The following is a 25,096-nucleotide window of genomic DNA, read 5'->3' on the forward strand; positions in this document are numbered from 1 at the left end:
CTCAGCCTCAGCGCCCGATGAGCTTCCAGGAGGCGGGGAGCGCGCCCATGGCCAGTGCGGCCTTGAGCGCGTCGCCGATCAGGAACGGCACGAGGCCGGCCGCGACCGCGGCGCTCATCGACATGCCGGTGGAGAGCGCCAGGTACGGCACGCCGACCGCGTAGATGATCAGGGAGCCGACCGCCATGGTGCCCGCGGTGCGCAGGACGGAACGGTCACCGCCCCGGCGGGCCAGGCCGCCGACGACCGTGGCGGCCAGCAGCATGCCGAGGACGTAGCCGAACGACGCGCCGCCGGGGCCCGAGGTGCCCTCGGAGAACCACGGCATGCCGGCCATGCCGACGAGCGCGTACAGGGCGAGGGAGAGGAAGCCGCGGCGGGCACCGAGCGCGGTGCCGATGAGCAGTGCGGCGAAGGTCTGGCCGGTGACGGGGACCGGGGAGCCGGGGACGGGCACGGCGATCTGGGCCGCGATGCCGGTGAGGGCGGCGCCACCGACGACCAGCGCCGTGTCCACGGCGTAGCGGTGCCGGGCTGCGGGCAGCAGGTCGGCGAGGACCGCTCCGGAACGGACGGGGGCGGCAGCAGTACTCATCGGGACTCCGCGGGTGAGGTCGGCAGGCTGGACTGGAGCCGACGTTAGCCGACGGCACATCCCTGGATCACCATCAGCCGCCCACAAAGCGGCGGTTGAGGGGTTAGTCGGGTTCGCACAAAGAGCGTGGCGCAATGACTCCTCGGCGTGATGCTGGTCACGGAGGTGGGGGTGTGCCCGGCACTCCGTTCGGGAAGGGGTGCCGCCCCGTGAGACTGTAGGTTCCCCATAAATGATCCGAGAGTGACCCGCAGCTCATGCACGACGCGCCCCCCACGCACTCCCCCGTACGGTCCGAGCCCCTGGCCCACGGCCTGAAGCAACGGCATCTGACGATGCTCGGTCTGGGCGGGGTGATCGGCGCCGGCCTCTTCGTCGGCTCGGGCGCCGGGATCGCGGTCGCCGGGCCCGCCGTCGTCGTCTCGTACCTGATCGCGGGCGTCCTGGCGATGCTGGTGATGCGGATGCTCGGCGAGATGTCCGCCGCGATGCCCGCGTCGGGGTCCTTCTCCGTCCACGCGGAGCGCGCGCTGGGCCGCTGGGCCGGCTTCAGCGTGGGCTGGCTCTACTGGTTCATGCTGGTGGTGGTGCTCGCCGTGGAGGCGACGGCGGCCGCACAGATCGCCCATGGCTGGGTGCCCGCGGTGGACCAGTGGCTCTGGGTGCTGCTGTTCATGGTGGTGTTCACCGTGGCCAACCTGACGGCGGTGAAGAACTTCGGCGAGTTCGAGTTCTGGTTCGCCGCCCTGAAGGTGGCCGCGATCGTGGCCTTCCTGGTCCTCGGCCTGCTGGCCGTCTTCGGCATCCTCCCGGACACGGATCCGGTGGGCCTGACCAACCTGAGCGGCCAGGGCGGCTTCCTGCCGAACGGCTGGGACGGCGTGGTCTCCGGTGTGCTGACGGTGGTGTTCGCCTTCGGCGGCCTGGAGGTCGTGACGATCGCGGCGGCCGAGACCGACGACCCGGCGCGCGCCGTGGGGCGTGCGGTGCGCAGCGCGGTGGTGCGCATCCTCTTCTTCTACGTCGGTTCGATGCTGGTGATCGTGACCGTGCTGCCCTGGACCGCGCAGCGGGCCGGGCTCAGCCCGTACGTGAAGGTGCTGGATTCGATCGGGGTGCCCTCGGCCGGGCAGATCATGAACATCGTGGTGTTCGTGGCGCTGCTCTCGGCGCTCAACGCCAATCTGTACGGATCGTCCCGGATGATCTTCTCGCTCGCCGAGCGCGGCGAGGCGCCGCGCGGGCTGCTGAAGGTGTCCGGCGGGCAGGGCGGCGGGGGCGGGGTGCCCCGTCGGGCGGTGCTGGCCTCGGTGGCCTTCGGCTTCGTGTCCGTGCTGCTCAATCTCGGATGGCCCGACACCGTCTTCCTCTACATGCTCAACTCCGTCGGGGCGGTCCTGCTGTTCGTCTGGGGCTTGATCGCCGCCTCGCAGCTGCGGCTCCGGCGCCGGCTCGAACGGGAGGCGCCGGACGCCCTGACGCTGCGGATGTGGTGCTTCCCGTACCTGACGTGGGTGACCCTGGCCGGTCTGCTGGCCGTCCTGCTGCTGATGCTCACCGACGACGCCGCCCGCCCGCAGGTGCTGTGGTCGGCGGGGGCCACCGGCCTGGTGCTGCTCGTGGCGGCCGTGCGGGAGCTGCGGACGAAGGTGTAGGCGGGTGCACACCTTGTGTGAGCCCGGTGACCGTATAGCGGACAACGGTTCCCCGTGGTCGGGGCTCGTGGCCAGACTGTGGGCCGTCCCCTGTCCCGACCAGTGAACAGAGCCTGTCCATGTCCCGGACCTCCGCGCCGCCCCCCACGGACGCCGCCGCCCCCACCGCCGACTCCGCGCTCACCCACGGCCTCAAGCAGCGCCATCTGTCGATGATCGCCCTGGGCGGGGTGATCGGGGCCGGACTGTTCGTCGGTTCGGGCGCGGGCATCGCCGCGGCCGGCCCTTCGATCGTCATCGCGTACGGCATCTCCGGCCTGCTGGTCATGTTCGTGATGCGGATGCTCGGCGAGATGTCCGCGGCCAACCCCGCCTCCGGCTCCTTCTCCGTCCACGCGGAGCGGGCGATCGGACCGTGGGCGGGCTTCACCGCCGGATGGTCGTTCTGGGTGCTGCTCTGCGTCGCCGTCGGGCTGGAGGGCATCGGCGCCGCGCAGATCGTCACGGGGTGGCTGCCCGGTACGCCGGAGTGGGCCTGGGTCGCCCTGTTCATGGTGATCTTCCTGGGCACGAATCTCGCCGCCGTGAAGAACTTCGGTGAGTTCGAGTTCTGGTTCGCCGCGCTCAAGGTCATCGCGATCACGCTCTTCCTCGTGCTGGGCGTCCTCGCGATCCTGGGCGTGCTGCCCGGCACGGACTCCCCCGGCACCTCGAACCTCACCGGGGACGGCGGCTTCATGCCGCACGGCTCGGAGGGCCTCATCATCGGCCTGCTCGCCTCCGTCTTCGCGTACGGCGGCCTGGAGACCGTCACCATCGCCGCCGCCGAGTCCGAGAACCCGGTGCAGGGCGTCGCCAAGGCGGTGCGTACGGCGATGTGGCGCATCGCGGTCTTCTACATCGGCTCGATGGCGGTCATCGTGACCCTCGTGCCGTGGGACGACCCCACGGTCGCCGAGGTCGGCCCGTTCTACGCGATGCTCGACCACCTCGGCATCAGCGGCGCCGCCGAGATCATGAACGTGGTCATCCTGGTCGCCCTGCTCTCCGCGATGAACGCGAACATCTACGGCTCCTCGCGCATGGCCTGCTCCCTGGTCGCCCGCGGCCAGGGCCCGAAGGTGCTCGGCAGGATCTCCTCGGGCGTCCCGCGCAACGCCGTGCTCGCCTCGTCCGTCTTCGGCTTCCTGTGCGTGCTGCTCAGCTACTGGCGCCCCGAGGACGTCTTCCCCTGGCTCCTCAACATGATCGGCGCCGTGATCCTGGTCGTCTGGATCTTCATCGCGGTCTCCCAGCTGATCCTGCGCAGGCGGACGGAGCGCGAGGCCCCGGACCGGCTCGTCGTGCGGATGTGGCTCTTCCCGGTCCTGACGATCGTGGCGCTGGTGGCCATGGCCGGCATCTTCGTCCTGATGCTGCGCCAGCCCGACACACGCGACCAGCTGCTGGCGACCGGCGCGCTCACCGCGGTGCTGATCGTGATCGGCCTCGTGCGCCAGAAGCGGGCGGAGCGCCGCGCGCCGGCCGGGAGCTGAGCGCGCGGTCCGGCCCGCCGCCGGCGACGCGCCTCAGCCCGCCTGGGCCCGCAGGAGCACCGCGCCCGCCTCCGTGCGGAAGTAGAGCACCGAACGGCCTGACCTGCGGCGCCCGGCCAGGCCCGCGTCCAGCAGCACCTTCAGGTGGCGGCCCACCGATCCCAGCCCCTGACCGGTCAGCGCCACCAGTTCCGTGGTGCTCCTGGGGCGGTCGAGCAGCACGAGGACACCGGCCCGCGCGGGCCCCAGCAGCCGGCCGAGGCTGTCGGGGACGGCGGGCCGGTCCGCGTCCGACAGCGTTCCGGAGGAGGCGTACACGACCGCGTAGCGCCGTGCGGCGGCGTCCCAGGAGACCCAGCCCTGGCGTGGCGTGACGGGGACGAACACCAGTTGTACGCCGGCGAGTTCACGGGGCGGGTAGTCGCGCGGGTTGATCTGGAGGCGGCTGCCGCCCAGCCAGCGCATGCCGGGGTTCAGCGTGTCCAGCGCGGCCGCCCAGCCGCCCTGGCTGAGCTGCCCCGCGCGCGCCACGACGTCCGCCTCGATGATCCGGCGGCGACGCGGCCAGTCCGGGAGCACGATCCGCTCCCATACCCATTCCAGCAGGTCGGCCGCCTTCCGCGGCAGGTCGTCCCGGTGGAGAACCGCCGGGAGCGGGCCGCCCCGGGACACCTCCAGGTCGGCGCGGGCCCCCTCCGGGGAGGTCTCGCGCACCCGGGCCAGATCCTGGGCGAACGTGGTCCCGCCGACGGGTGTGGGGGTGAGGAAGTCCGCGATCCAGTGGCCGCCGAGCCCGGTCCGTACGAGCTCCGCGGTGACCGGGTCCTCGGCCAGCCGCTCCCGGTAGGCGGGCCGGTGGGCGTCCGACCAGGCGCGTTCGGCCGGGTTCGTGGCCGCTCCGCTCTCCAGGAACTGGAGGGTCGCGGTGGCCTCGGCCAGTTCCGACACGACGAAGCGCCCGGCGGCCAGGGTGTCCGCGTTGACCTGCCACCAGCCCATGGTTTCGCCTCCGCGCGAAACAGTAACGGCCGTGCGGAACCCCGGCCGAGACTTCCCGGCATGCTCACCTACCGGGAAGTGTTCCGTGTGCCGCAGTTCGGTCCCCTCTTCGCGACGAGCGCACTGCAGGGTGCCGCCACGACGACGAGCGGGCTCGCCCTGGGTGTCCTCGTGTTCACCACGACCGGTTCGCCGCTGCTCTCCGCGCTCTCCATGTTCGGGGCCTCACTCGCCCAGCTGATCGGCGCGACCCTGCTGATGTCGGCTGCCGACCGGCTCCCGCCGCGCGGAGCGCTGAGCGGCGCGGCACTCGCCTTCGGCGTCGGTACCGCCGTCCTGGCCGTGCCCGGGCTGCCGCTGCCGCTGGTGTTCGCGGTCGTCCTGGGCGAGGGGATCGTCGCGGCGGTGACCGGCGGGGTGCGGTACGGACTGCTCGACGAGGTGCTCCCCAAGGACGCCTATCTGCTGGGGCGTTCGGTGCTCAACATGTGCTCCGGCACCATGCAGGTCTGCGGCTACGCGGCCGGTGGCATCCTGGTCGCCGTGCTGTCCCCGCGCGGCACGCTCCTCGTCGCGGCCGCCCTGTACGCCGCCGGCGCCGCGGCGGCCTGGTTCGGTCTGGCGCGCCGCCCGCCCCGGGCGACCGGCCGGCCCTCGGTGGGCGAGACCTGGCGGATCAACGTCCTGCTGTGGTCCTCGGCGCCCCGACGGCGCGTGTACCTCTCGCTCTGGGTGCCCAACGGGCTGGTCGTCGGCTGCGAATCGCTCTTCGTGCCCTACCGGCCGGACCGGGCGGGGCTGCTCTTCGCCTGCGCGGCGCTGGGGATGCTGGCCGGGGACACGGTGACGGGCCGCTTCGTGCCCGCACGGTGGCGCGGACGGCTGGGCACACCGCTGCTCCTGCTGCTCGCCGCGCCCTATCTGCTGTTCGCCCTGCGCCCGGCGCTGCCCCTGGCCCTGGTCCTCGCGGCGGTCGCCTCCACCGCCTTCTCCGTGAGCCTGGTGTTCCAGGAGCGCCTGATGGCACTGACCCCGGACGCGATGACCGGCCAGGCCCTCGGCCTGCACTCCTCCGGAATGCTCGCCGTGCAGGGCGTGGCGGCCACGCTCGCGGGCGCCCTCGCCCAGCGGTCCTCCCCCGCGACGGCGATCACCGTGATGGCGGCGGCCTCCCTCGTGGTGACGACGGCCCTTGCGCCGGGGCTGCGGCGGGACCGCGTACAGGCCGCGCCGCCCCACGTGACCGTCATCCGAGAGCGAGCTCCAGCAGCGGCAGTTCGCGCCCCGGGATCGAGCCGGAAGGCGTGGCGCCGATCCGCACCGCGCCCATAGCCGTGTAGAAGGGCTCGGCGTTCGGGTCGGCGTCGATGGTGAGCCGTACGAAGCTCAGCCGACGGGCGCGCGCCATGGTGTGCTCGAACAGGAGCCGGCCCACGCCCCGGCCGATGGTGTCCGGCTCGACGAACATCATGGCGAGTGCGCCCTCGGGCGGTTCCCCGGCCAGGGTGGTGAAGCCCAGCACACGGCCGTCCTCCTCCGCGACCACCGCGCGGCCGCCGGCCGTGTCGCCGGGGCGGACCGTCAGTTCGTCACGGCAGGCCGCCATGAACGCCTCGTCGTAGCCCCAGTGGGCCTTGGACCGCAGGGCCAGCTCTGTCAGCGCCGCGGCTTCCCCGGGACGCCCCGGTCGTAGCTCCATGCCTTCCTCCTGTGCCGGCTGCCGAGTACCGTACGCGTGGCCGTACATGAGGCAGCAAGGTTCCGTCCGTCCCGGCGTGACCCCGTGTGGCTCCGGTGGTCGCTCCGCGCCCACCGAGGAGCCCGCATGGCTTTCCCGCACCCGCGCCGCCGCTCGATCCTTCTGGCGACAGCCGCCGTCTCCGCCGCCGCCGCGGCCCCCGCAGTCGCCTCCGAACCGCAGGGGGGCGGAAAAGGCCCGCTCGTCATCGGCCACCGGGGCGCCGCCGGGTGGCGGCCCGAACACACCGCTTCCGCCTACACCTTCGCGGTGCGGGCCGGGGCGGACTGGATCGAGCCCGACCTGGTCCCCACCAAGGACCACGTCCTGGTGGTGCGTCACGAGAACGAGATCTCCGGCACCACGGACGTGGCCCGGCACCCGGAGTTCGCCGGCCGCCGCACCACGAAGACGGTGGACGGCCGCGCCGTCACCGGCTGGTTCACCGAGGACTTCACCCTCGCCGAGCTGAAGACCCTGCGGGCGGTGGAGCGGCTCCCCCTGGTCCGTAACCGCAACACCGTCTTCGACGGCCGCGAGCGGATCATGACCTTCCAGGAGGTCGTCGACCTGGCCCGGGCCCTGTCGAAGGAGCACGGGCGCCGGATCGCGGTCTTCCCGGAGACGAAGCACCCGACGTACTTCCGCTCGGTCGGGCTGCCCCTGGAGCCACAGCTCATCCGGGCCGTACGCCGCAACCGGCTGACCGCACGCGACTGCGTCGTCCAGTCCTTCGAGCCGTCCAGCCTCCGCGAGGTGGCCGCCGCGCGCCTCGGTCTCCCGCTGTGGCAGGCGCTGGGGACGGGCGGCGGACCGTACGGCCACCCGGTGACGTACGAGGAGATGAGGACGCCGGCGGGGCTGCGCGAGATCGCCTCGTACGCCGGGTGGATCGGCCCTGACAAGTCCTCGCTGGTCCCTCCGCTCACCCTGCTGGAGGACGCGCACGCCGCCGGGCTGAAGGTCGGGGCCTACACCTTCCGCGCCGAGAACCAGTACCTCCCGGCCGAGTACCGGAAGGGCACCGCGCCGAACGACTTCGGTGACGCGTTCGCCGAGTACGCCTTCCACTTCGGCCGGGGCGTGGACGCCGTCGTGACGGACTTCCCCGATCTGGCGGCGATCGCCCGCGACGCCCTCCGGTCCTAGGACGAACGGCTGATCACCTTCGGGCCCTCCTCCTGCTAGCCTGCAATTGCGCAAGACTTGCAATAACCACCAGGTAGCAGTTGGAGGGTTCGAACCCATGGCCACGTACACGCTTCCGGAACTCCCGTACGACTACGCGGCGCTCGAACCGGTCATCAATCCGCAGATCATCGAGCTCCATCACGACAAGCACCACGCCGCGTACGTCAAGGGTGCGAACGACACCCTGGAGCAGCTGGAAGAGGCCCGCGACAAGGAGGCCTGGGGCGCGATCAACGGCCTCCAGAAGAACCTCGCCTTCCACCTCTCCGGCCACATCCTGCACTCGATCTACTGGCACAACATGAGCGGTGACGGCGGTGGCGAGCCCCTCGCGGCGGACGGTGTGGGCGACCTGGCCGACGCGATCGCGGACTCCTTCGGTTCGTACGCCGGCTTCAAGTCCCAGCTGACGAAGGCCGCGGCCACCACGCAGGGCTCCGGCTGGGGCGTCCTCGCGTACGAGCCGGTCAGCGGCAAGCTGATCGTCGAGCAGGTCTACGACCACCAGGGCAACGTCGGTCAGGGCTCGGTGCCGATCCTGGTGTTCGACGCCTGGGAGCACGCCTTCTACCTGCAGTACAAGAACCAGAAGGTCGACTTCATCGAGGCCATGTGGCGCGTCGTCAACTGGCAGGACGTGGCGAAGCGTTACGCCGCCGCCAAGGAGCGCGCGGACGTGCTGCTGCTCGCTCCCTGACCTGAAAAAGCCACCCGAGCGTCCTGCCTCGTGATCGTCTTCTCAACCTTCACCCGGCAGGCGGATCAACGGAGAACCCCCGCGAGGACATGACTCGCGGGGGTTCTCCCATGCCACGGTTCACGCGGTCGGCAACACCCGGGGCCGGGGGCCTGCACCCCTGCGCCGCCGGTGCGAGACTGGCAGGGTGACGGACACCGGCCGGCGGACGGACCGGCGCTTGGAGCGAGCCATCCTGGAGCTGCTGGAGCGCCGTGGACCGACCGCGACGATCTGCCCCTCCGATGCCGCGCGAGCGGTGTACGAAGGGGACGGCGACGGCTGGCGCGCGCTCATGGAGCCGGCCCGCCGCGCGGCCCGGCGGCTGGTCGCGGCCGGCGAGGTCGAGATCACCCAGGGCGGCCGCCCTGTCGCGCTGGAAGACGCCCGCGGTCCGATCCGTATCCGCCGCGTCGGCTGATCCGCCCGGTGCGGGCCCGGAGCCCGCACCGGCGGACGGGGTCAGTCGAAGACCGGGCCCTGTGTACGGGTCCGCTTGATCTCGTAGAAGCCGGGGATCGAGGCCACCAGCAGTGTGCCGTCCCAGAGCTTCGCGGCCTCCTCGCCCTTCGGGGCGGGGGTGACGACCGGACCGAAGAAGGCGATCTGCTCACCGTCGGCGCCGGGCACGGCGATGACCGGGGTCCCGACGTCCTGGCCGACCTTGTCGATGCCCTCCTGGTGGGAGGCGCGCAGCTCCTTGTCGTACGCGTCGGAGTCGGCGTAGTCGAGGAGCTCGGCCGGCAGGCCCACGTCGGCGAGCGCGCCCGCGATCGCCTCGCGGGTGGGGCCCTCACCGTTGTTGTGGATGCGGGTGCCGAGGGCCGTGTACAGCGGGCCGACGATCTCGTCTCCGTGCTTCTGCTGGGCGGCGACGACGACGCGGACCGGCGCCCAGGCCTGGGTGCGCATCATGTCCTGGTACTCCTCGGGCAGCTCGTCGAGCCGGGGCTCGTTGAGCACGGCCAGGCTCATCACGTGCCAGCGCACCTCGACGTCACGGACCTTCTCGACCTCCAGCATCCAGCGGGAGGTCATCCAGGCCCAGGGACAGAGCGGGTCGAACCAGAAGTCGGCCGGAACCTTGCCGGTGGCCGTGCTGTTCTCGGGCATGTCTCTCCTCATGAGGTCGTGGCTGCACCTGTGAGCCGGAACACCACGGGGCCCTCCCGCCATTCCCGCGCGCGGGCGCCGGGGGCCGCATGGGAGGATCGAAGGTCTTCGATCGAGACACAAAGGAGTGCTCCGTGCCCGGTGAGAACCTGTCCCGCGACGAGGCCCGCGAGAGGGCCGAGCTGCTGACCGTCGACGGTTACGAGGTCGCCCTCGACCTCCGCTCCGCCATCGGTGAGCCCGACGGGGGCGACGAGGCCGGTCCGCGCACCTTCCGCTCGCAGACCACGATCCGCTTCCGCGCCGGCCGTGCGGGGGCCTCGACCTTCGCCGATCTGATCGCCCCGTCCGTGGACGCGGTGAGCCTGAACGGCAAGGACCTCGACCCCGCGGCCGTCTTCGACGGCGTCCGTATCGCTCTGGAGGACCTCGCCGAGGGCGAGAACGTCCTGGTGGTCGACGCGCGGTGCGCGTACAGCCGGACCGGCGAGGGCATGCACCGCTTCGTCGACCCGGAGGACGGCGAGGTCTACCTCTACACGCAGTACGAGCCGGCGGACGCGCGGCGTGTCTTCGCCAACTTCGAGCAGCCCGACCTCAAGGCGCCCTACCGCTTCGAGGTGACGGCGCCCGAGGGCTGGCGGGTCTGGAGCAACGGCGCGGAGGAGTCGCAGGAGGGCGAGGTCCACCGGTTCGCGGAGACGCTGCCGATCTCGACGTACATCACGGTGGTCGTCGCCGGGCCGTACCACTACGTGAGCGACCTCTACACCCGTACGTTCGACGACGGTTCGAAGCTGGAGGTCCCGCTCGGCGCGATGTGCCGCAAGGGTCTCGCGCGCCACTTCGACGCCGACGACGTCTTCCTGATCACCAAGCAGGGCCTGGACTTCTTCCACGACAACTTCGACTACCCGTACCCCTTCGGGAAGTACGACCAGGCGTTCGTGCCGGAGTACAACCTCGGCGCGATGGAGAACCCGGGCCTCGTCACCTTCCGCGAGGAGTACATCTACCGCGGAAAGGTCACCTCGGCCTCCTACGAGCGCCGTGCCAACGTCATCCTGCACGAGATGGCGCACATGTGGTTCGGCGACCTCGTCACCATGCAGTGGTGGGACGACCTGTGGCTGAAGGAGTCCTTCGCCGACTTCATGGGGACGTTCTCGATGGTGGAGGCGACCCGCTTCGCCAACGGCTGGACCACCTTCGCCAACAACCGCAAGGCGTGGGCCTACCGGGCCGACCAGCTGCCGTCCACGCACCCGGTCACGGCCGACATCCGCGACCTGGAGGACGCCAAGCTGAACTTCGACGGCATCACGTACGCCAAGGGCGCCTCGGTGCTCAAGCAGCTCGTGGCCTATGTCGGACGGGACGCGTTCCTGGAGGGGGCGCGCCGCTACTTCAAGCGGCACGCGTACGGCAACACGCAGCTGGGCGACCTGCTCTCAGTGCTGGCCGAGACGTCCGGGCGCGACATGACGGCCTGGTCACGCGCGTGGCTGCAGACGGCGGGGGTCAACGTCCTGACGCCGGCCGTGAGGTACGACGGGGAAGGCCGGATCGCGGAGCTCTCCGTGACCCAGGAGGCCGCCGCCTCCCATCCGGAGCTGCGGCCGCACCGGATCGCGGTCGGCCTGTACCGGCTCTCCCCGGAGGGCACGCTGGTGCGGTACGCCCGCGCGGAGACCGATGTGGCCGGCGAGCGGACCGTGGTCGCGGAGCTGGCCGGGAGCGAGAGGCCCGACCTGGTCCTGGTCAACGACGACGACCTCACCTACTGCAAGGTCCGCCTCGACGAGGGCTCCCTGGCCACCCTGCGCGCGCACCTCGGTGACATCACCGATCCGCTGGCCCGGGCACTGTGCTGGTCGGCCCTCTGGAACCTGACGCGGGACGCGCTGCTTCCGGCACGGGACTTCGTCGCGCTGGTGCTGGCGCACGCCGGCCGGGAGAGCGACATCGGTGTCCTCCAGATGCTGCACGCCTGGGCGCAGTCGGCGCTGGTGCACTACGCCGCGCCGGCCTGGCGCGAGGAGGGCGGCCGGGCGCTGGCCGAGGGCGCGCTGGCGGAGCTGCGGCGCGCGGAGCCGGGCAGCGAGCACCAGCTGACGTGGGCGCGGTTCTTCGCCGCCGTCGCCGCGTCGGACGCGGACTTCCAGCTGCTGGGCGAACTGCTCGACGGGTCGGCCGTGATCGACGGCCTCGACGTCGACCAGGAGCTGCGGTGGGCGTTCCTGTCCCCGCTGGCCTCGCACGGCAAGGCCGACGAGGCCGCCGTGGACGCCGAACTCGCCCGGGACGACACGGCGTCCGGCAAGCGGCACCACGTGCGGTGCCTGGCCTCCCGTCCCTCGGCGGCGGTCAAGGCGCAGGCGTGGGCGACGGTCGTGGAGTCGGACAAGCTGTCCAACGCTCTCGTCGGCGCGACGATCGCGGGCTTCGGGCAGCCGTCGCAGCGGGAGCTGCTGGCGCCGTACACGGCCTCGTACTTCGAGGCGATCGAGCGGGTCTGGGCCGAGCGTTCCATCCAGATCGGCATGGACGTGGTCAAGGGCCTGTTCCCCGGGCTCCAGGACGACCCGGCGACCCTCACCGCGACGGACGCGTGGCTGACCTCGCACCCGGACGCGGCACCGGCGCTCCGGCGGCTGGTCCTGGAGGCGCGGGACGATCTGGCACGGGCGCTGCGGGGTCAGGAGCGCGACGCGGCGGCGTGAGATTCCGGCGCGCGCCCCGCACACGTGTGTGGGGCGTGCGCCGTACAATCCCCGTCGCGACCACCCTTTTCGGCGTTCGAACTGCCGTACTTCAAAACGGCGTTGTCCTGGAACGTCGACGGGCGTGTAACACGGGTTAGCGCGGCCCGCGGCTGCGGGAACCTCCCCGGCATGAACCGGAACGCCCCTCTCTCCTCCAGCCCCGTCCATGAAGTGACCCACCGCGTGCAGTCCGCCGCGCAGCTGCGCTCGCAGGGTGTGACCGCCGCGCAGACCGCGGCCCAGTGCCTGCCCGGCGGTCCGTGGCAGCAGCTGCTCCCCGGCGTGTACCTCCTGCACCCGGGACCGCCCACGAACGACGACCGGGTGCGTGGCGCCCTCCTGTACGCCGGGCGGCCCCCGGCCGCCGCCCGCCGGACCGTGCCGGCCCAGCCGGGGCCCGGCTACGGCGAGGCCATGGTGACGGGCCTGGCGGCGCTGGCCCTGTACGGCTTCACGTCGGCTCCCCCGGTGATCGCGCTGCACCGGATCGACGTGCTGGTGCCGCGCACCAGGCGGCTGCGCTCCACCCGCTTCGTCCAGGTCACCAGGGCCGCCGTCCTGCCCCGGCCGCAGCGCCGGCTCGGGGTGCCGCTGGCTCCGGTGGAGCGGGCGCTCGCGGACGCGGTGGCCTCGCTCGCGGACGCCTCGACGGTGCGCCGGATCCTGACGGAGGCGGTGCGTGGCGGGCACTGCGAACCGGCGTCCGTCGTACGGGAGCTGAACGACGCCAAGCTGCTGGGCCGCGCGCACGTGGTGGACGCCGTGGACGCGCTGCTCGTCGAGGGCCGGGCGATGGCGGAGGGCCGGCTGTACGAGATGGTGCGCGCCCACGGTCTGGCCCAGCCGCTGTGGAACGTGGAGCTGTCCCTGCCGGGCGGCAGCTTCCTGGGAGGGGTGGACGCGTACTGGCCGGAGCAGGCGGTCGCGCTCGAACTGGGCACCCGCTCGCCCCGGGAGGAGCATGTCGCCTTCGCCGCGGAGCGGGAGCATCTGGAGCGGCTCGGGGTGACGGTGGTGCGGGTGACGCCGAAGCAGCTGCGTGACTCGACGGAGCAGCTGTCGGTGGTGCTGCGTACGGCGATGATGGCGGCCGAGGACCGTGAACCGGCCGCCTACGTGGTGGTCCTGCCCCGGTGAGCACGGGCCGGTGGCGCGATCGCTCCGGTGGCGGATCTACGCCATGTCACTTTCTCGTCCCCGCCAACTCTCCACAAACCCCTGTCATTTACGAAAGGCTGAGCGGTCATCGGGTACCGAATTCCGGACTCTCTCTTTCTTTCACAAAACAGGGATGCTGATGACCAAGGAATCCCCCAGCTCCATACCCGGGGCGAGACGCGCGGCACGCATCGCGGCCGCAGCCGGTCTGGTGGCCGCGCTGGCCGCCTCCGGCGCGGCCCCGGTCTTCGCCGCCGACGACCCGGTGGCTTCCCCCGTGAAGCCCGCCGCCGCGGGTGCGAGCGGCGACAAGCTGGGCGAGGCCGACGCCGATGTGCTGGCGAAGGCCGAGGCCAAGGGCGAGAAGAACATCACGATGATGGTCGCCACCACCCCCGGTGCGACCGAGAAGGTCGCCGACCAGCTGGACGCCGTCAAGGGGTCCGTGCTGGGGCAGACGTACGACAAGCTCGGCTATGTCCGGGCGACGGTGCCGACCGCGACCGCCGAGGCCACCATCAAGGCGGCGCAGAAGCTGTCGTCGGTCCAGGGCATCGATCTCAAGCAGGAGATCAAGCTGGACGACCCGACGCCCACGGGCGACCGGGCCGCCGGAGCGAAGCAGCAGAAGGCCACGGGCAGTTACGCGGCGCCGAACAGGAAGACCCCGGCGAAGAACCCGTACAACCCGTCCTTCGAGACGGGCGCGGTCGACTTCGTCGAGCAGCACCCGAAGGCCGACGGCCGCGGGATCACCATCGGTGTGCTGGACTCCGGTGTCGACCTCGGCCACCCCGCACTGCAGAAGACCACCACCGGCGAGCGCAAGATCGTCGACTGGGTGACGGCCACCGACCCCGTCAGCGACGGCGACGGCACCTGGCTGCGGATGGACCAGGCCGTGTCCGGCCCGACGTTCACGAGCGGCGGCACGACGTACTCCGCGCCGAAGGGCTCGTACGCCTTCCGCGTCTTCAAGGAGTCCGCCACCCGTGGCGGCGACATGGCGGGCGACCTCAACCGTGACGGCGACACCACCGACCAGTGGGGCGTGCTGTACGACCCGGTCACCGGCACCACCCGTGTCGACCTGAACAGCGACGCGGACTTCGGCAACGACGCCGTGCTCAAGCCGTACAAGGAGAAGCACCAGGTCTCCTACTTCGGTGAGGACGACCCGCGGACCGACGTCGTCGAGCGCATCCCGTTCGTCGTGGAGACCCGCAAGGACGTCGCCGTCGACGCGGCCGGCAACACCGCCGACTACGTCAACATCGGCGTGATCGAGAGCGAGCACGGCACCCACGTCGCGGGCATCACCGCGGCCAACGGCCTGTTCGGCGGCGAGATGAACGGCGCGGCGCCCGGCGCCAAGATCGTCTCCTCGCGCGCCTGCACCTGGTCCGGCGGCTGCACCAACATCGCGCTGACCGAGGGCATGATCGACCTCGTCGTCAACCGCGGAGTCGACGTCGTCAACATGTCGATCGGCGGTCTGCCGCCCCTCAACGACGGCAACAACGCCCGCGCCGAGCTCTACAAGCGGCTCATCGACATCTACGGCGTCCAGCTGGTCATCTCGGCCGGCAACGACGGCCCGGGCGTCAACACCATCGGTGACCCCGGCCTCGCCGACCACGTCATCTCGGTCGGCGCGTCCATCTCCAAGGAGACCTGGGCCGCCAACTACGGCTCGAACGTCACCAAGAAGTACGACATGCTGCCCTTCTCCTCGCGCGGTCCGCGTGAGGACGGCGGCTTCGCGCCGATCCTGACGGCCCCCGGCGCGTCCATCAACACCACCCAGACCTGGATCCCCGGCGGTCCGGTCAAGGAGGCGGGCTACTCCCTCCCCGCCGGCTACTCCATGCTGCAGGGCACCTCGATGTCCTCGCCGCAGGCCGCCGGTGCGACGGCGCTGCTGCTGTCCGCCGCGAAGCAGAAGCACATCGAGCTGCCCCCGGCCGACCTGCGGACCGCGCTGACCAGCACCGCCACCCACATCAAGGACGTGCCCGCGCACGCCCAGGGCTCCGGGCTGATCAACATCGTCGGCGCCTGGAAGCAGATCGAGAAGCAGGGCGCCGCGGCGCACGAGTACACCGTGAAGGCCCCGGTCGACACCGCGATCGACTTCGCGCTGAAGACCCCGGGCTTCGGCACCGGCCTGTACGACCGTGAGGGCGGCCTGAAGGCCGGCCAGAAGAAGTCGTACGACGTCACCGTCACCCGCACCACGGGTCCGGACAAGGCCGTCAAGCACAAGCTGTCCTGGAAGAACAACGACGGCACCTTCTCGCTGACCGGTTCGAGCACCGTCTCGCTGCCGCTCGGCAAGCCGGTGACCGTCAAGGTCCAGGCGAAGCCCCGCACGGCGGGCGTCCACAGCGCGATCCTGGTGGTGGACGACGCGAAGACCACCGGCGTGGACCAGCAGATCCTCTCCACGGTGGTCGTCGCCAAGGACCTGGTGAAGCCGGGCTACGCCTTCTCGACGAGCGGCTCGGTGCAGCGCAACGGCACCACGTCGTACTTCCTGAACGTCCCCGAGGGCGCCGAGACCCTCGAGGTCGCGCTGAGCGCCCTGCGCTCGGGCAGCCAGACGCGGTTCATCTCCATCCACCCGTACGGGGTCGCGGTGGAGGACAGCTCCACGGTCTACTGCTACCCGAACTACGAGAACCCGGCCAACACCTGCCGCCCGGACACGCGCTCCTACAAGGACCCGCAGCCCGGCGTCTGGGAGATCGAGGTCGAGTCCCGCCGTACGTCGCCGCTGCTGGACAACCCGTACAAGCTGGATGTCTCGCTGCTCGGCGCCACCTTCGACCCGGCGGTGCAGACCATCGCCGAGGCGAAGATCGGCACCCCGGCCGCGGTGGACTGGACGGTCACCAACAACGCCGGTGACCTGGAGGGCTCCCTGAAGGGCGGCTCGCTGGGTTCGGCCGACGTCGAGCGGCCGTCGATCGCCACGGGTGGCGAGTACACCAAGACGGTCACCATCGGTGAGGGCGTCGAGAAGCTGGACGTCGCCATCGGGAACACCTCGGACGCCAACGCCGACATCGACCTGTACGTCTACAAGGGCGACACCGAGGTCGGTGCCTCGACGACGGCGGGCTCGGAGGAGTCGGTCAGCCTGGTGAACCCGGCGGCCGGCACCTACACCGTCGTCATCGACGGTTACTCGGTCCCGGCCGGGACCACCGAGTACGACTACCGCGACGTGTACTACGCACCGTCGCTCGGCGAGATCAAGGTCGACGAGTCCAAGGCCGTGAACCTGGCCAACGGCGCGTCCGCCCAGGTCGGGGCCGAGGTCGTGGTCGCCGGAGCGGCTCCCGAGGGCCGGCAGTTCTTCGGCGAGGTCCAGCTCGTGAACGCCCGCGGCACCGCGGCGGGCACGGGCAGCGTCGTGATCGAGAAGGTCACGCCGTAGCCGTAGCGACGGTGTGATCCGCACGACACCGGAACACTGTGGGGCGGGGGCTCGCAAGGGCACCCGCCCCACACCGCTGTGCGCGGCCTGTCCGCCTGCCGGACAATGGATTGGACATGGGGGCCATGGACATAAGCATCATGGACCGGCAACCGTGCCCGTTCGCACATCCGTGAGGGAGTCCCAGTGAAGGTCGGAATCGTCGGCGCCACCGGTCAGGTCGGCACAGTCATGCGCAGGATCCTGGCCGAGCGGAAGTTCCCCGTCGCCGAGCTGCGGCTCTTCGCCTCCGCGCGTTCCGCGGGCTCCACCATCGCTTACGAGGGCACCGACATCACGGTCGAGGACGCCTCCACCGCGGACTACACCGGGCTCGACATCGTGCTGTTCTCCGCCGGCGGCGCCACCTCGAAGGCGCTGGCCGAGAAGGTCGCCTCCCAGGGCGCCGTCGTGATCGACAACTCCTCCGCCTGGCGCAAGGACCCCGAGGTCCCGCTGGTGGTGTCCGAGGTCAACGCGCACGCGGTCAAGAACCGCCCCAAGGGCATCATCGCCAACCCGAACTGCACCACGATGGCCGCCATGCCCGTGCTGCGCCCCCTGCACCAGGAGGCGCAGCTCGACGCGCTGACCGTCGCGACCTACCAGGCGGTGTCCGGTTCCGGTGTCGCCGGTGTCGCGGAGCTGCACGGCCAGGCGACCAAGGTCGTCGCCGACGCGGACAAGCTGACGCACGACGGCGACGCGGTCGACTTCCCCGAGCCGGCCGTCTACAAGCGCCCGATCGCCTTCAACGTACTGCCGCTGGCCGGCTCGATCGTGGACGACGGCTCCTTCGAGACGGACGAGGAGCAGAAGCTCCGCAACGAGTCCCGCAAGATCCTGGAGATCCCGGAGCTCAAGGTGTCCGGCACCTGCGTCCGGGTCCCGGTCTTCTCCGGCCACTCCCTCCAGATCAACGCCCGTTTCGCCCGTCCGATCAGCGTCGAGCGCGCCTACGAGCTGCTGAAGGACGCCGAGGGCGTCGAGCTCTCCGAGATCCCGACCCCGCTCCAGGCGGCCGGCAAGGACGCCTCCTACGTGGGCCGTATCCGCGCCGACGAGACCGTCGAGCACGGCCTCGCGCTGTTCGTCTCCAACGACAACCTGCGCAAGGGCGCCGCGCTCAACGCGGTCCAGATCGCGGAGCTGGTGGCGGCGGAGCTCAAGGGCTGACCACCCGCACCACGGAAGGGCGGCCCCCGATGCCCGGGAGCCGCCCTTTCGCGTGTCTCAGAGGGCGAGGTGACGCCTCAGTGCGGCGTCGATCTCGCTCATGCGCTGACGCGGCACTGTCCCGACGCGCTTCAGAACGCGCTCGGGGGAAACAGTCCGGATCTGCTCGCACTGCACCTTCGAGTCCCTCGGCAGGCCGCTCTCGGCGGACCGGAGCAAGGCCTGGAACGTAAGGACGCGAGCGGTGTTCGAGGTCAGGGGCACCACGGTAATCACCCCACGGCCGTTCGACACGACCGACTGATTGGCCGCGTTGTTGGACACGATCACAGCCGGCCTGACCTTGTCGGCCTCGCTGCCCCGGGCGGGTTCCAGGTCGACCAGATGGATATCGCCTCTACGCATCGACGATTCCGTCCCCGACCGTGCGGTCCCACAACGCGGCGTCCTCGCTCGCGTCCCATTCCTCGAAGGCCTCGGTGTACTCCGCTTCGAGCCCAGCCTCGCGCAGCAACTCGATCGCGGCGTGTATCACCGCCGAGCGGGAGTCCGCCTCGGTCTTCGCGGCGTACTCGTCGACGAAGGCGACATCCTCCTGCGGCAAGCTCACACTGATCTTCATGCCTTGCATCCTACCAAGGTAGGAACACTGTTGCTACCTGTAGGGGTCAGGCCCGTCGTACCTCGAAGTGGAAGCAGCCGTACTCCACGGCCCGCACATGCACCAGTGCCACGTCGGGGTCGGCGAAGGCCTCCGCCATCGCCTCGTCGAAGCCCCGCTCCTCGTCGGCCGGGATCTCCAGCAGCCGGCCTCCGACGATCCTGCCGTCCGCGTCGTAGCGCCGGACCGCGCGCAGCGCGCCCGCCCGCGAGAACGGGTAGCCGGTCCGGTCCGCCGCCGGGCCCTCGCACTCCTCGGAGTGGATGAAGACCGGACCCTGCTCGTCGTACGCCCCCGGGCGCGCCCAGGTCTGAGCCGCCCAGCGCCGCAGCGGCGCGTACGACACGAGGGCGATCCTCTCCCCGGGCCCGGCACCGCGCAGGCAGCAGCGGAGGGGATCGCCGCCCTCCGTCGCCGTGTACGGGACGCAGGGACGTCCGGCGTCGTCGGTCGTGCGCAGCTCTTTCAGAGCGTCCGGCCCGATGGGCCGTGCCTCGTAAGTGGTCATGACCCGAGGGTGGCCCGATCGGCTCCACCGGTCCGGCGGAAAACGGACATCGCGCTGTGCCCGCCTCACGTGGAAGGATGGCGAAAAACGTCGCATATCAAGTCGCACACCAAGGAGATGACCGCGTGCCTGGCACGAATCTGACCCGCGAAGAGGCACAGGAGCGGGCGCGCCTGCTGACCGTGGACGCGTACGAGATCGATCTCGACCTCTCCGGCGCGCAGGAGGGCGGCACCTACAGGTCCGTCACCACCGTGCGCTTCGACTCCGCCGAAGCGGGTGCGGAGACCTTCATCGATCTGGTCGCGCCCGCGGTGCACGACATCGTGCTGAACGGCAAGGACCTGGACATCGCCGCCGTCTTCCGGGACTCCCGGATCACGCTGAAGCACCTCCGGGCCGGCGCCAACGAGCTGAAGGTCGTCGCCGACTGCTCGTACACGAACACCGGTGAGGGGCTGCACCGGTTCGTCGACCCGGTCGACGAGCAGGCCTACCTCTACACCCAGTTCGAGGTCCCGGACGCCCGCCGGGTGTTCGCGAGCTTCGAGCAGCCCGACCTGAAGGCCACCTTCCGGTTCACCGTGAAGGCGCCGTCCGGCTGGACCGTGATCTCCAACTCGCCGACCCCGGAACCCGAGGGCGACGTCTGGTCCTTCGAGCCGACGCCGCGCATCTCCACGTACATCACGGCCCTGATCGCCGGTCCGTACCACGCGGTGCACAGCAGCTACGAGAAGGACGGCCAGTCGGTGCCGCTCGGCATCTACTGCCGGCCGTCGCTCGCCGAGTACCTCGACGCGGACGAGATCTTCGCGGTCACGCGGCAGGGCTTCGAGTGGTTCCAGGAGAAGTTCGACTACGCGTACCCGTTCGCCAAGTACGACCAGCTCTTCGTCCCCGAGTTCAACGCCGGGGCCATGGAGAACGCCGGCGCGGTCACCATCCGCGACCAGTACGTGTTCCGTTCGAAGGTCACGGACGCGGCCTACGAGACGCGCGCCGAGACCATCCTCCACGAGCTGGCCCACATGTGGTTCGGCGACCTGGTCACCATGGAGTGGTGGAACGACCTCTGGCTGAACGAGTCGTTCGCCACGTACACGTCCATCGCGTGCCAGGCGGACGCCGAGGGCTCGAAGTGGCCGCACTCCTGGACCACGTTCGCCAACTCCATGAAGACATGGGCGTACCGGCAGGACCAGCTGCCGTCGACACACCCGATCATGGCGGACATCCAGGACCTCGACGACGTCCTGGTGAACTTCGACGGGATCACGTACGCGAAGGGCGCCTCGGTCCTGAAGCAGCTCGTGGCGTACGTCGGCAAGGACGCGTTCTTCAAGGGCGTGCAGGCGTACTTCAAGGCGCACGCGTTCGGGAACACGCGCCTGTCCGACCTGCTGGGCGCGCTGGAGGAGACCTCCGGCCGTGACCTGAGGACCTGGTCGAAGGCGTGGCTGGAGACGGCCGGCATCAACATCCTGCGCCCGGAGATCGAGACCGACGAGAACGGCCACGTCACCTCGTTCACCGTGCTCCAGGAGGCCCCCGCGCTGCCCGCCGGGGCGAAGGGCGAGCCGACGCTGCGCCCGCACCGGATCGCCATCGGCTGCTACGACCTCGACGCTGCCGGGAAGCTGGTCCGCACGGACCGGATCGAGCTGGACGTCGACGGGGAGCGCACCACGGTGCCGTTCCCGGCCGGCACGGCGCGCCCGGCGGTCGTCCTGCTCAACGACGACGACCTCTCGTACGCGAAGGTCCGCCTCGACGAGGAGTCGCTGCGGGTCGTCACCGCGCACCTGGGTGACTTCACGGAGTCCCTGCCCCGCGCCCTGAGCTGGGCCTCGGCCTGGGACATGACGCGTGACGGCGAGCTGGCGACGCGCGACTACCTGGCGCTGGTCCTCTCCGGGATCAGCAAGGAGACGGACATCGGCGTCGTGCAGTCGCTGCACCGCCAGGTGAAGCTGGCCCTGGACCTCTACGCCGCCCCGGAGTGGCGCGAGGCGGGTCTGAACCAGTGGACCGAGGCGACGCTCGCGCACCTGCGCGCGGCGGAGCCTGCCAGTGACCACCAGCTGGCGTGGGCCCGTGCCTTCGCCGCGACGGCGCGCAGCCCGCTCCACCTGGACGTGCTGCAGTCGCTGCTGGACGGCACCCAGGAGATCGAGGGCCTGGCCGTCGACACGGAGCTGCGCTGGGCGTTCGTGCAGCGCCTCGCCGCGACGGGCCTCATCGACGACGAGGAGATCGCCGCCGAGTACGAGCGCGACAAGACGGCCGCGGGCGAACGCCACGCGGCGTCCGCACGCGCGGCCCAGCCGTCCGAGGACGCCAAGGCCGAGGCGTGGGCGTCGGTCGTCGAGTCCGACAAGCTGCCGAACTCCTTGCAGGAGGCGGTCATCGGCGGCTTCGTGCAGACCGACCAGCGTGAGCTGCTCGCTCCGTACACCGAGCGGTACTTCACGGCGGTCAAGGACGTCTGGGACTCGCGCAGCCACGAGATGGCCCAGCAGATCGCGGTCGGCCTCTACCCGGCCCTCCAGGTCTCGCAGGAGACCCTGGACGCGACGGACGCCTGGCTGGACTCGGCGCAGCCGACCGCCGCGCTGCGCCGGCTGATGTCGGAGTCGCGCGCGGGCGTGGAGCGTGCGCTGAAGGCCCAGGCCGCGGACGCGGCGGCGGCCACCGCGTAGCGGGACCCGCACGGCTAGGGGGGGGCGTCTCCGCCGGGAGGCGCCCCCCTTCCGTGTCCCCTAGGCCCGGCGCTCCCGCGCGTCCTGCGGGTACCAGCGCAGCTCGACGGTGTTGCCGTCCGGGTCCTGTACGTAGACCGACTGCGCCAGGCCCCGGGCGCCGAACCGCTCCCCCGGGCCGTCGAGCACGGTGAAGACGCCGGAGTCGATGACCTGCCGCCAGTCCAGGGGCTCGACGACCAGGCAGATGTGGTCCACGTTGGACTCGCCCCGGGGACCGCTGAGCAGATCGATGATGGTGGTCGGGCTGACCCGCACCGAGGGGAACGGGACCTCGCCGGAGCGCCACTCGTCCACCCGGACCGGCTCCAGGCCGAGAGGCCCGCAGTAGAACTCCAGCGCCCGCTCGACGTCCCGCACATTGAGCACCAGATGGTCGAAGGCCTTGACGCGCAGCATGGGCCGCCCTTTCGGTGGTGACGCCGTCGGTTCCCGCTCGTTGCCGGACATCCTCCCCCGAAGGGCCCTCGTGCCGCTGCCCGATGAGAACCGCCCGGCGGACGGGCGCCTGGTGCGCAGCCGTCCGCCGGGCGGGAGTTGTGGGCGCCCGGCGTCAGCCCTTGGACTGCTCGTAGCGGCGGGCCAGTTCGGCCGCGCCCGCCTCCGTCGGCGAGCCGTGGAGGCGCATCCTGGCCACGCCCCCGTCGGGGTAGGCGTCCAGGCGTACGTGGGTGACCACGGCCTCGGTGCCGAGGACGAAGCGGTGCAGGGTGTCGGGCTGGAGCCGGGTGCGCGGGAGGATCTCGAACCACTCGCCGCTCTCGCCGTCGCGGCCCTGGAGGCCGATCCAGCCGGCCGCGTTCCCCTTGAGGTAGGCGGTGTCGATCTCGACGGCGCGCACCGCGCCCTGGGCGGGCAGCCGGAAGCGCACCCAGTCGTTCGTGTCACGGACCCGGCGGCGGCGGTTCTCCCAGCCGTCGTCCATCTTGCGGGAGGTGCCGGGCAGGATGATCTGCGCCGGCGAGGAGTAGAAGCGGTCCGAGGCGTCCTCGTACATGCCGCCGTTGAGGATCGAGATCAGGTCGATCGTGCCCAGTGCCGCGAGCCAGGCCGGGTCGGGGACGACCTCGCCGTGGACACGGAGGCGTGCGATGCCGCCGTCGGGGTGCTGGCAGATCCGCACGTGGGTGTAGCGGCGGCCGCCCGTGACCTCGAAACCGTTGGCGGCGTGGCCGCGCACGGGGGTCGGCGGGACGAGCTCCTCCCACTTCACGTCGTCGGCGAGGAGCTCCTCCGGCCCGGGGGCGCCTTCCACGGCCGTCGCCTGGACGGAGACGCGCTGCGGGTAGTTGCCGCGGAAGTGTGCGGTGTCGACGACCATGCCGCGGATGATTCCGGGTGTGCCCAGCCGGACGATCGCCCAGTCGTGGTCCTCGGGCGCGGGGAAGGGGTGGTGCGCGTCCACGCCCCGGCGGCGGCGGGTCTCCCAGCCGTCCATGATCTTGCCCTTGTGGCCGAAGCGCTCGGGGTCGAAGACGGCGGGTTCGCGGATCAGGAGGTTCTCGCGCTCGGCGAAGAACTCGTCGTTGGCCGCGATCACCCCCGCGCCGAGGCGGCGGTCCGCGAGGTCGACCAGCCCGGTGAAGGGGAAGTCGCCGGTCCGGTAGTCGGCGTAGGGGTCACCGCCGCCGTAGGGGGCCGCGTCGTTGGCGTGCGGGTCGGTGGAATGGGGCTCCGTCTGGATCTTGTCGGTGGGCATGTCCCTACTGTGCTGCCGCGACACCGATCAGGTCCATCGAAAGTTTTCGTACGATTCTTTCAGTTCTTCTGAACGTTCTGCTGGACGGTCCGCTCCGCCGCCCGCTGGAGCGCCCCGAGCACCCGGGCGACCGCCGGACCGCGCTCCGCCCCCTGCCGCACCGCCGCGACGACATGGCGGCAGGGCCGGTCCTCCTCCAGGACCCGCATCACCACGCCGTCGCGCGGCCGGTCGGAGGACGACACCATCCGGGGGACCAGAGCGACGCCCATGCCCGCCCGGACCATGGCGAGGATCGCCGTCCAGCCGGCCGCGCTGTGGGCCTGCTCGGGGACGAATCCCGCGGCCTCGCACGCGGCGGTGGTGATCTCCGACCAGGGGCCGGACCCGCCGAAGATCCAGGCCTCCCGGGAGAGGTCGGCCAGCCGCAGTGCGGGCACCCCGGCGAGGCGGTGACCGGCGGGCAGCGCCACGTCCAGCGGGTCGGCGAGGAGCGGCAGCAGGGCGAAGCGGGGATCCCGGGCCGTCGGGGCGTGTGCCGCCAGGGAGAGCGCCAGGTCCACCTCGCCGGCCGACAGCAGCTCGTACGCCTGGGCCGCCTCCGCCTCCCGTACGCGCACCTGGGGCCCGGGCCGGTCCCCGGCCTCCAGCAGCCGCACGGCCGGTACGACGAGCGCGGGAACGGCGGTCGAGAAGGCACCGACCCGCACCTGGCCCGCCTCTCCCCGCAGATAGCCGGTCAGCTCGGCGTCGGCCCGCTCCAGCTGGGCGAAGACGGCCTCGGCGTGGCGCAGTACGAGATGGGCGGCGTCGGTGAGCCGCACGCGGCGGCCCTGCGCCTCCAGCAGCGGTACACCGAGCTGCCTGGAGAGGTTGGTGAGCTGCTGCGAGACGGCCGACGGGGTCATGAGAAGCGCTTCGGCCGTGGCGGTGACCGTGCCCCGGTCACGCAGGGTGCGCAGGATGCGGAGCTTCTTGACGTCCCACTCGGTCATGGCCGAAACCTACCCGTCGCCCGGACATGCCGATGCGCCGCGCGGTACGTCGTACCGGCGGCGCACTCGGAAGAGCCTTCTAGGCCTGCTTCTTGGACTTGTCGAGGACCATGACGAGTCCCGCGATCACCAGGAACAGGACGATCGGGAGCGCGACGTAGAGGCCGAGGGTCTCCAGCACGTTCAGCCCCGGGCCCGGGTCGTCACCGTCGTCGCGGGTCAGCGCGAGCGCCGGGGACGACATGAGCAGCATCATCAGCGTCGTACCGGCCGCGACGGCGCCGGCGCGCATAGCGTTCTTCTTGTCCACGGTGCAAACGTAGCGAACG

At 71.2% G+C, this 25,096-nt stretch carries 22 protein-coding genes; 11 read left to right on the plus strand and 11 right to left on the minus strand.

What is annotated here, in order from left to right:
• Positions 1–7: 7 nt before the first annotated feature.
• Complete coding sequence (locus ACIP63_RS04790; RefSeq protein ID WP_401511451.1) at positions 8–595, minus strand: biotin transporter BioY; 588 nt, start codon at positions 593–595, stop codon at positions 8–10.
• Positions 596–852: 257 nt separating this feature from the next.
• Here ACIP63_RS04790 and ACIP63_RS04795 point away from each other — a divergent pair, with 257 nt between their 5' ends.
• Complete coding sequence (locus ACIP63_RS04795; protein WP_401511453.1) at positions 853–2,250, plus strand: amino acid permease; 1,398 nt, start codon at positions 853–855, stop codon at positions 2,248–2,250.
• Positions 2,251–2,369: 119 nt separating this feature from the next.
• A complete protein-coding gene (locus ACIP63_RS04800) occupies positions 2,370–3,785 on the plus strand; it encodes an amino acid permease (RefSeq protein ID WP_401511455.1) in 1,416 nt (471 codons plus the stop codon).
• Between the two features lie 33 nt (positions 3,786–3,818).
• Here ACIP63_RS04800 and ACIP63_RS04805 read toward each other — a convergent pair whose 3' ends face one another.
• Entirely contained in the window at positions 3,819–4,784 is a 966-nt protein-coding gene (locus tag ACIP63_RS04805; protein WP_401511457.1) for an ArsR/SmtB family transcription factor, read from the minus strand.
• A 60-nt stretch (positions 4,785–4,844) separates the two neighbouring features.
• Between ACIP63_RS04805 and ACIP63_RS04810 the strand changes: the two genes are divergently transcribed.
• Positions 4,845–6,116 (plus strand): MFS transporter, encoded by a 1,272-nt coding sequence (locus ACIP63_RS04810; RefSeq protein ID WP_401511458.1) that lies wholly within the window; start codon positions 4,845–4,847, stop codon positions 6,114–6,116.
• On the opposite strand, the gene ACIP63_RS04815 is transcribed toward ACIP63_RS04810, so the two are convergent.
• Complete coding sequence (locus tag ACIP63_RS04815) at positions 6,031–6,483, minus strand: GNAT family N-acetyltransferase (protein WP_401511460.1); 453 nt, start codon at positions 6,481–6,483, stop codon at positions 6,031–6,033. The genes ACIP63_RS04810 and ACIP63_RS04815 overlap by 86 nt on opposite strands.
• Before the next feature lie 126 nt (positions 6,484–6,609).
• Here ACIP63_RS04815 and ACIP63_RS04820 point away from each other — a divergent pair, with 126 nt between their 5' ends.
• The 3 genes from ACIP63_RS04820 to ACIP63_RS04830 all read left to right on the plus strand — a co-directional run bounded on the left by ACIP63_RS04820 (position 6,610) and on the right by ACIP63_RS04830 (position 8,870).
• A complete protein-coding gene (locus ACIP63_RS04820; RefSeq protein WP_401511461.1) occupies positions 6,610–7,671 on the plus strand; it encodes a glycerophosphodiester phosphodiesterase family protein in 1,062 nt (353 codons plus the stop codon).
• A gap of 97 nt (positions 7,672–7,768) precedes the next feature.
• Entirely contained in the window at positions 7,769–8,410 is a 642-nt protein-coding gene (locus ACIP63_RS04825) for a superoxide dismutase (RefSeq protein WP_327246341.1), read from the plus strand.
• Positions 8,411–8,597: 187 nt separating this feature from the next.
• Positions 8,598–8,870, plus strand: a complete 273-nt coding sequence (locus tag ACIP63_RS04830; RefSeq protein ID WP_401511463.1) for a DUF3253 domain-containing protein — start codon at positions 8,598–8,600, stop codon at positions 8,868–8,870.
• A gap of 41 nt (positions 8,871–8,911) precedes the next feature.
• Here the strand turns inward: ACIP63_RS04830 and ACIP63_RS04835 are convergent, their stop codons facing one another.
• Entirely contained in the window at positions 8,912–9,562 is a 651-nt protein-coding gene (locus tag ACIP63_RS04835; protein WP_401511465.1) for a DsbA family protein, read from the minus strand.
• A gap of 134 nt (positions 9,563–9,696) precedes the next feature.
• Here ACIP63_RS04835 and pepN (ACIP63_RS04840) point away from each other — a divergent pair, with 134 nt between their 5' ends.
• From pepN (ACIP63_RS04840) to ACIP63_RS04855, 4 genes are all read left to right on the plus strand, one after another.
• Positions 9,697–12,285: an aminopeptidase N gene (gene pepN, locus ACIP63_RS04840; protein ID WP_401511467.1), complete on the plus strand. Its 2,589-nt coding sequence runs from the start codon at positions 9,697–9,699 to the stop codon at positions 12,283–12,285.
• A 171-nt stretch (positions 12,286–12,456) separates the two neighbouring features.
• A complete protein-coding gene (locus ACIP63_RS04845) occupies positions 12,457–13,464 on the plus strand; it encodes a hypothetical protein (RefSeq protein ID WP_401511468.1) in 1,008 nt (335 codons plus the stop codon).
• A gap of 154 nt (positions 13,465–13,618) precedes the next feature.
• Positions 13,619–16,927 carry a S8 family serine peptidase gene (locus tag ACIP63_RS04850; protein WP_401511469.1) on the plus strand — a complete coding sequence of 1,103 codons (3,309 nt, stop codon included), beginning with the start codon at positions 13,619–13,621 and terminating at the stop codon, positions 16,925–16,927.
• A 186-nt stretch (positions 16,928–17,113) separates the two neighbouring features.
• Positions 17,114–18,142 carry an aspartate-semialdehyde dehydrogenase gene (locus ACIP63_RS04855; protein WP_401511471.1) on the plus strand — a complete coding sequence of 343 codons (1,029 nt, stop codon included), beginning with the start codon at positions 17,114–17,116 and terminating at the stop codon, positions 18,140–18,142.
• 57 nt (positions 18,143–18,199) lie between these two features.
• Here ACIP63_RS04855 and ACIP63_RS04860 read toward each other — a convergent pair whose 3' ends face one another.
• Genes ACIP63_RS04860 through ACIP63_RS04870 form a run of 3 tightly spaced genes read right to left on the minus strand, consistent with a single transcriptional unit; the run spans position 18,200 to position 19,311 of the window.
• The gene (locus ACIP63_RS04860) at positions 18,200–18,547 is read right to left on the minus strand and encodes a type II toxin-antitoxin system PemK/MazF family toxin (protein ID WP_401511473.1); all 348 of its coding nucleotides are present in this window, start codon (positions 18,545–18,547) and stop codon (positions 18,200–18,202) included.
• Positions 18,540–18,764 (minus strand): ribbon-helix-helix protein, CopG family, encoded by a 225-nt coding sequence (locus tag ACIP63_RS04865; protein WP_145801513.1) that lies wholly within the window; start codon positions 18,762–18,764, stop codon positions 18,540–18,542. Before ACIP63_RS04865 ends, ACIP63_RS04860 begins: the two co-directional genes overlap by 8 nt.
• A gap of 46 nt (positions 18,765–18,810) precedes the next feature.
• On the minus strand, positions 18,811–19,311 hold the full coding sequence (locus ACIP63_RS04870) for a DUF1203 domain-containing protein (RefSeq protein ID WP_401511474.1): 501 nt from the start codon (positions 19,309–19,311) through the stop codon (positions 18,811–18,813).
• Positions 19,312–19,436: 125 nt separating this feature from the next.
• Between ACIP63_RS04870 and pepN (ACIP63_RS04875) the strand changes: the two genes are divergently transcribed.
• The gene (gene pepN / locus ACIP63_RS04875) at positions 19,437–22,013 is read left to right on the plus strand and encodes an aminopeptidase N (RefSeq protein ID WP_401511476.1); all 2,577 of its coding nucleotides are present in this window, start codon (positions 19,437–19,439) and stop codon (positions 22,011–22,013) included.
• Between the two features lie 60 nt (positions 22,014–22,073).
• Here the strand turns inward: pepN (ACIP63_RS04875) and ACIP63_RS04880 are convergent, their stop codons facing one another.
• The 4 genes from ACIP63_RS04880 to ACIP63_RS04895 all read right to left on the minus strand — a co-directional run bounded on the left by ACIP63_RS04880 (position 22,074) and on the right by ACIP63_RS04895 (position 25,059).
• Complete coding sequence (locus ACIP63_RS04880; protein WP_401511478.1) at positions 22,074–22,472, minus strand: VOC family protein; 399 nt, start codon at positions 22,470–22,472, stop codon at positions 22,074–22,076.
• Between the two features lie 154 nt (positions 22,473–22,626).
• Complete coding sequence (gene alc, locus ACIP63_RS04885; RefSeq protein WP_401511480.1) at positions 22,627–23,772, minus strand: allantoicase; 1,146 nt, start codon at positions 23,770–23,772, stop codon at positions 22,627–22,629.
• 59 nt (positions 23,773–23,831) lie between these two features.
• Entirely contained in the window at positions 23,832–24,767 is a 936-nt protein-coding gene (locus ACIP63_RS04890) for a LysR substrate-binding domain-containing protein (protein ID WP_401511482.1), read from the minus strand.
• Positions 24,768–24,846: 79 nt separating this feature from the next.
• On the minus strand, positions 24,847–25,059 hold the full coding sequence (locus ACIP63_RS04895) for a hypothetical protein (RefSeq protein WP_015577166.1): 213 nt from the start codon (positions 25,057–25,059) through the stop codon (positions 24,847–24,849).
• Positions 25,060–25,096 lie beyond the last annotated feature (37 nt).

The organism is Streptomyces sp. NPDC088746 (assembly GCF_044751065.1).
Taxonomy (GTDB): Bacteria; Actinomycetota; Actinomycetes; order Streptomycetales; family Streptomycetaceae; genus Streptomyces.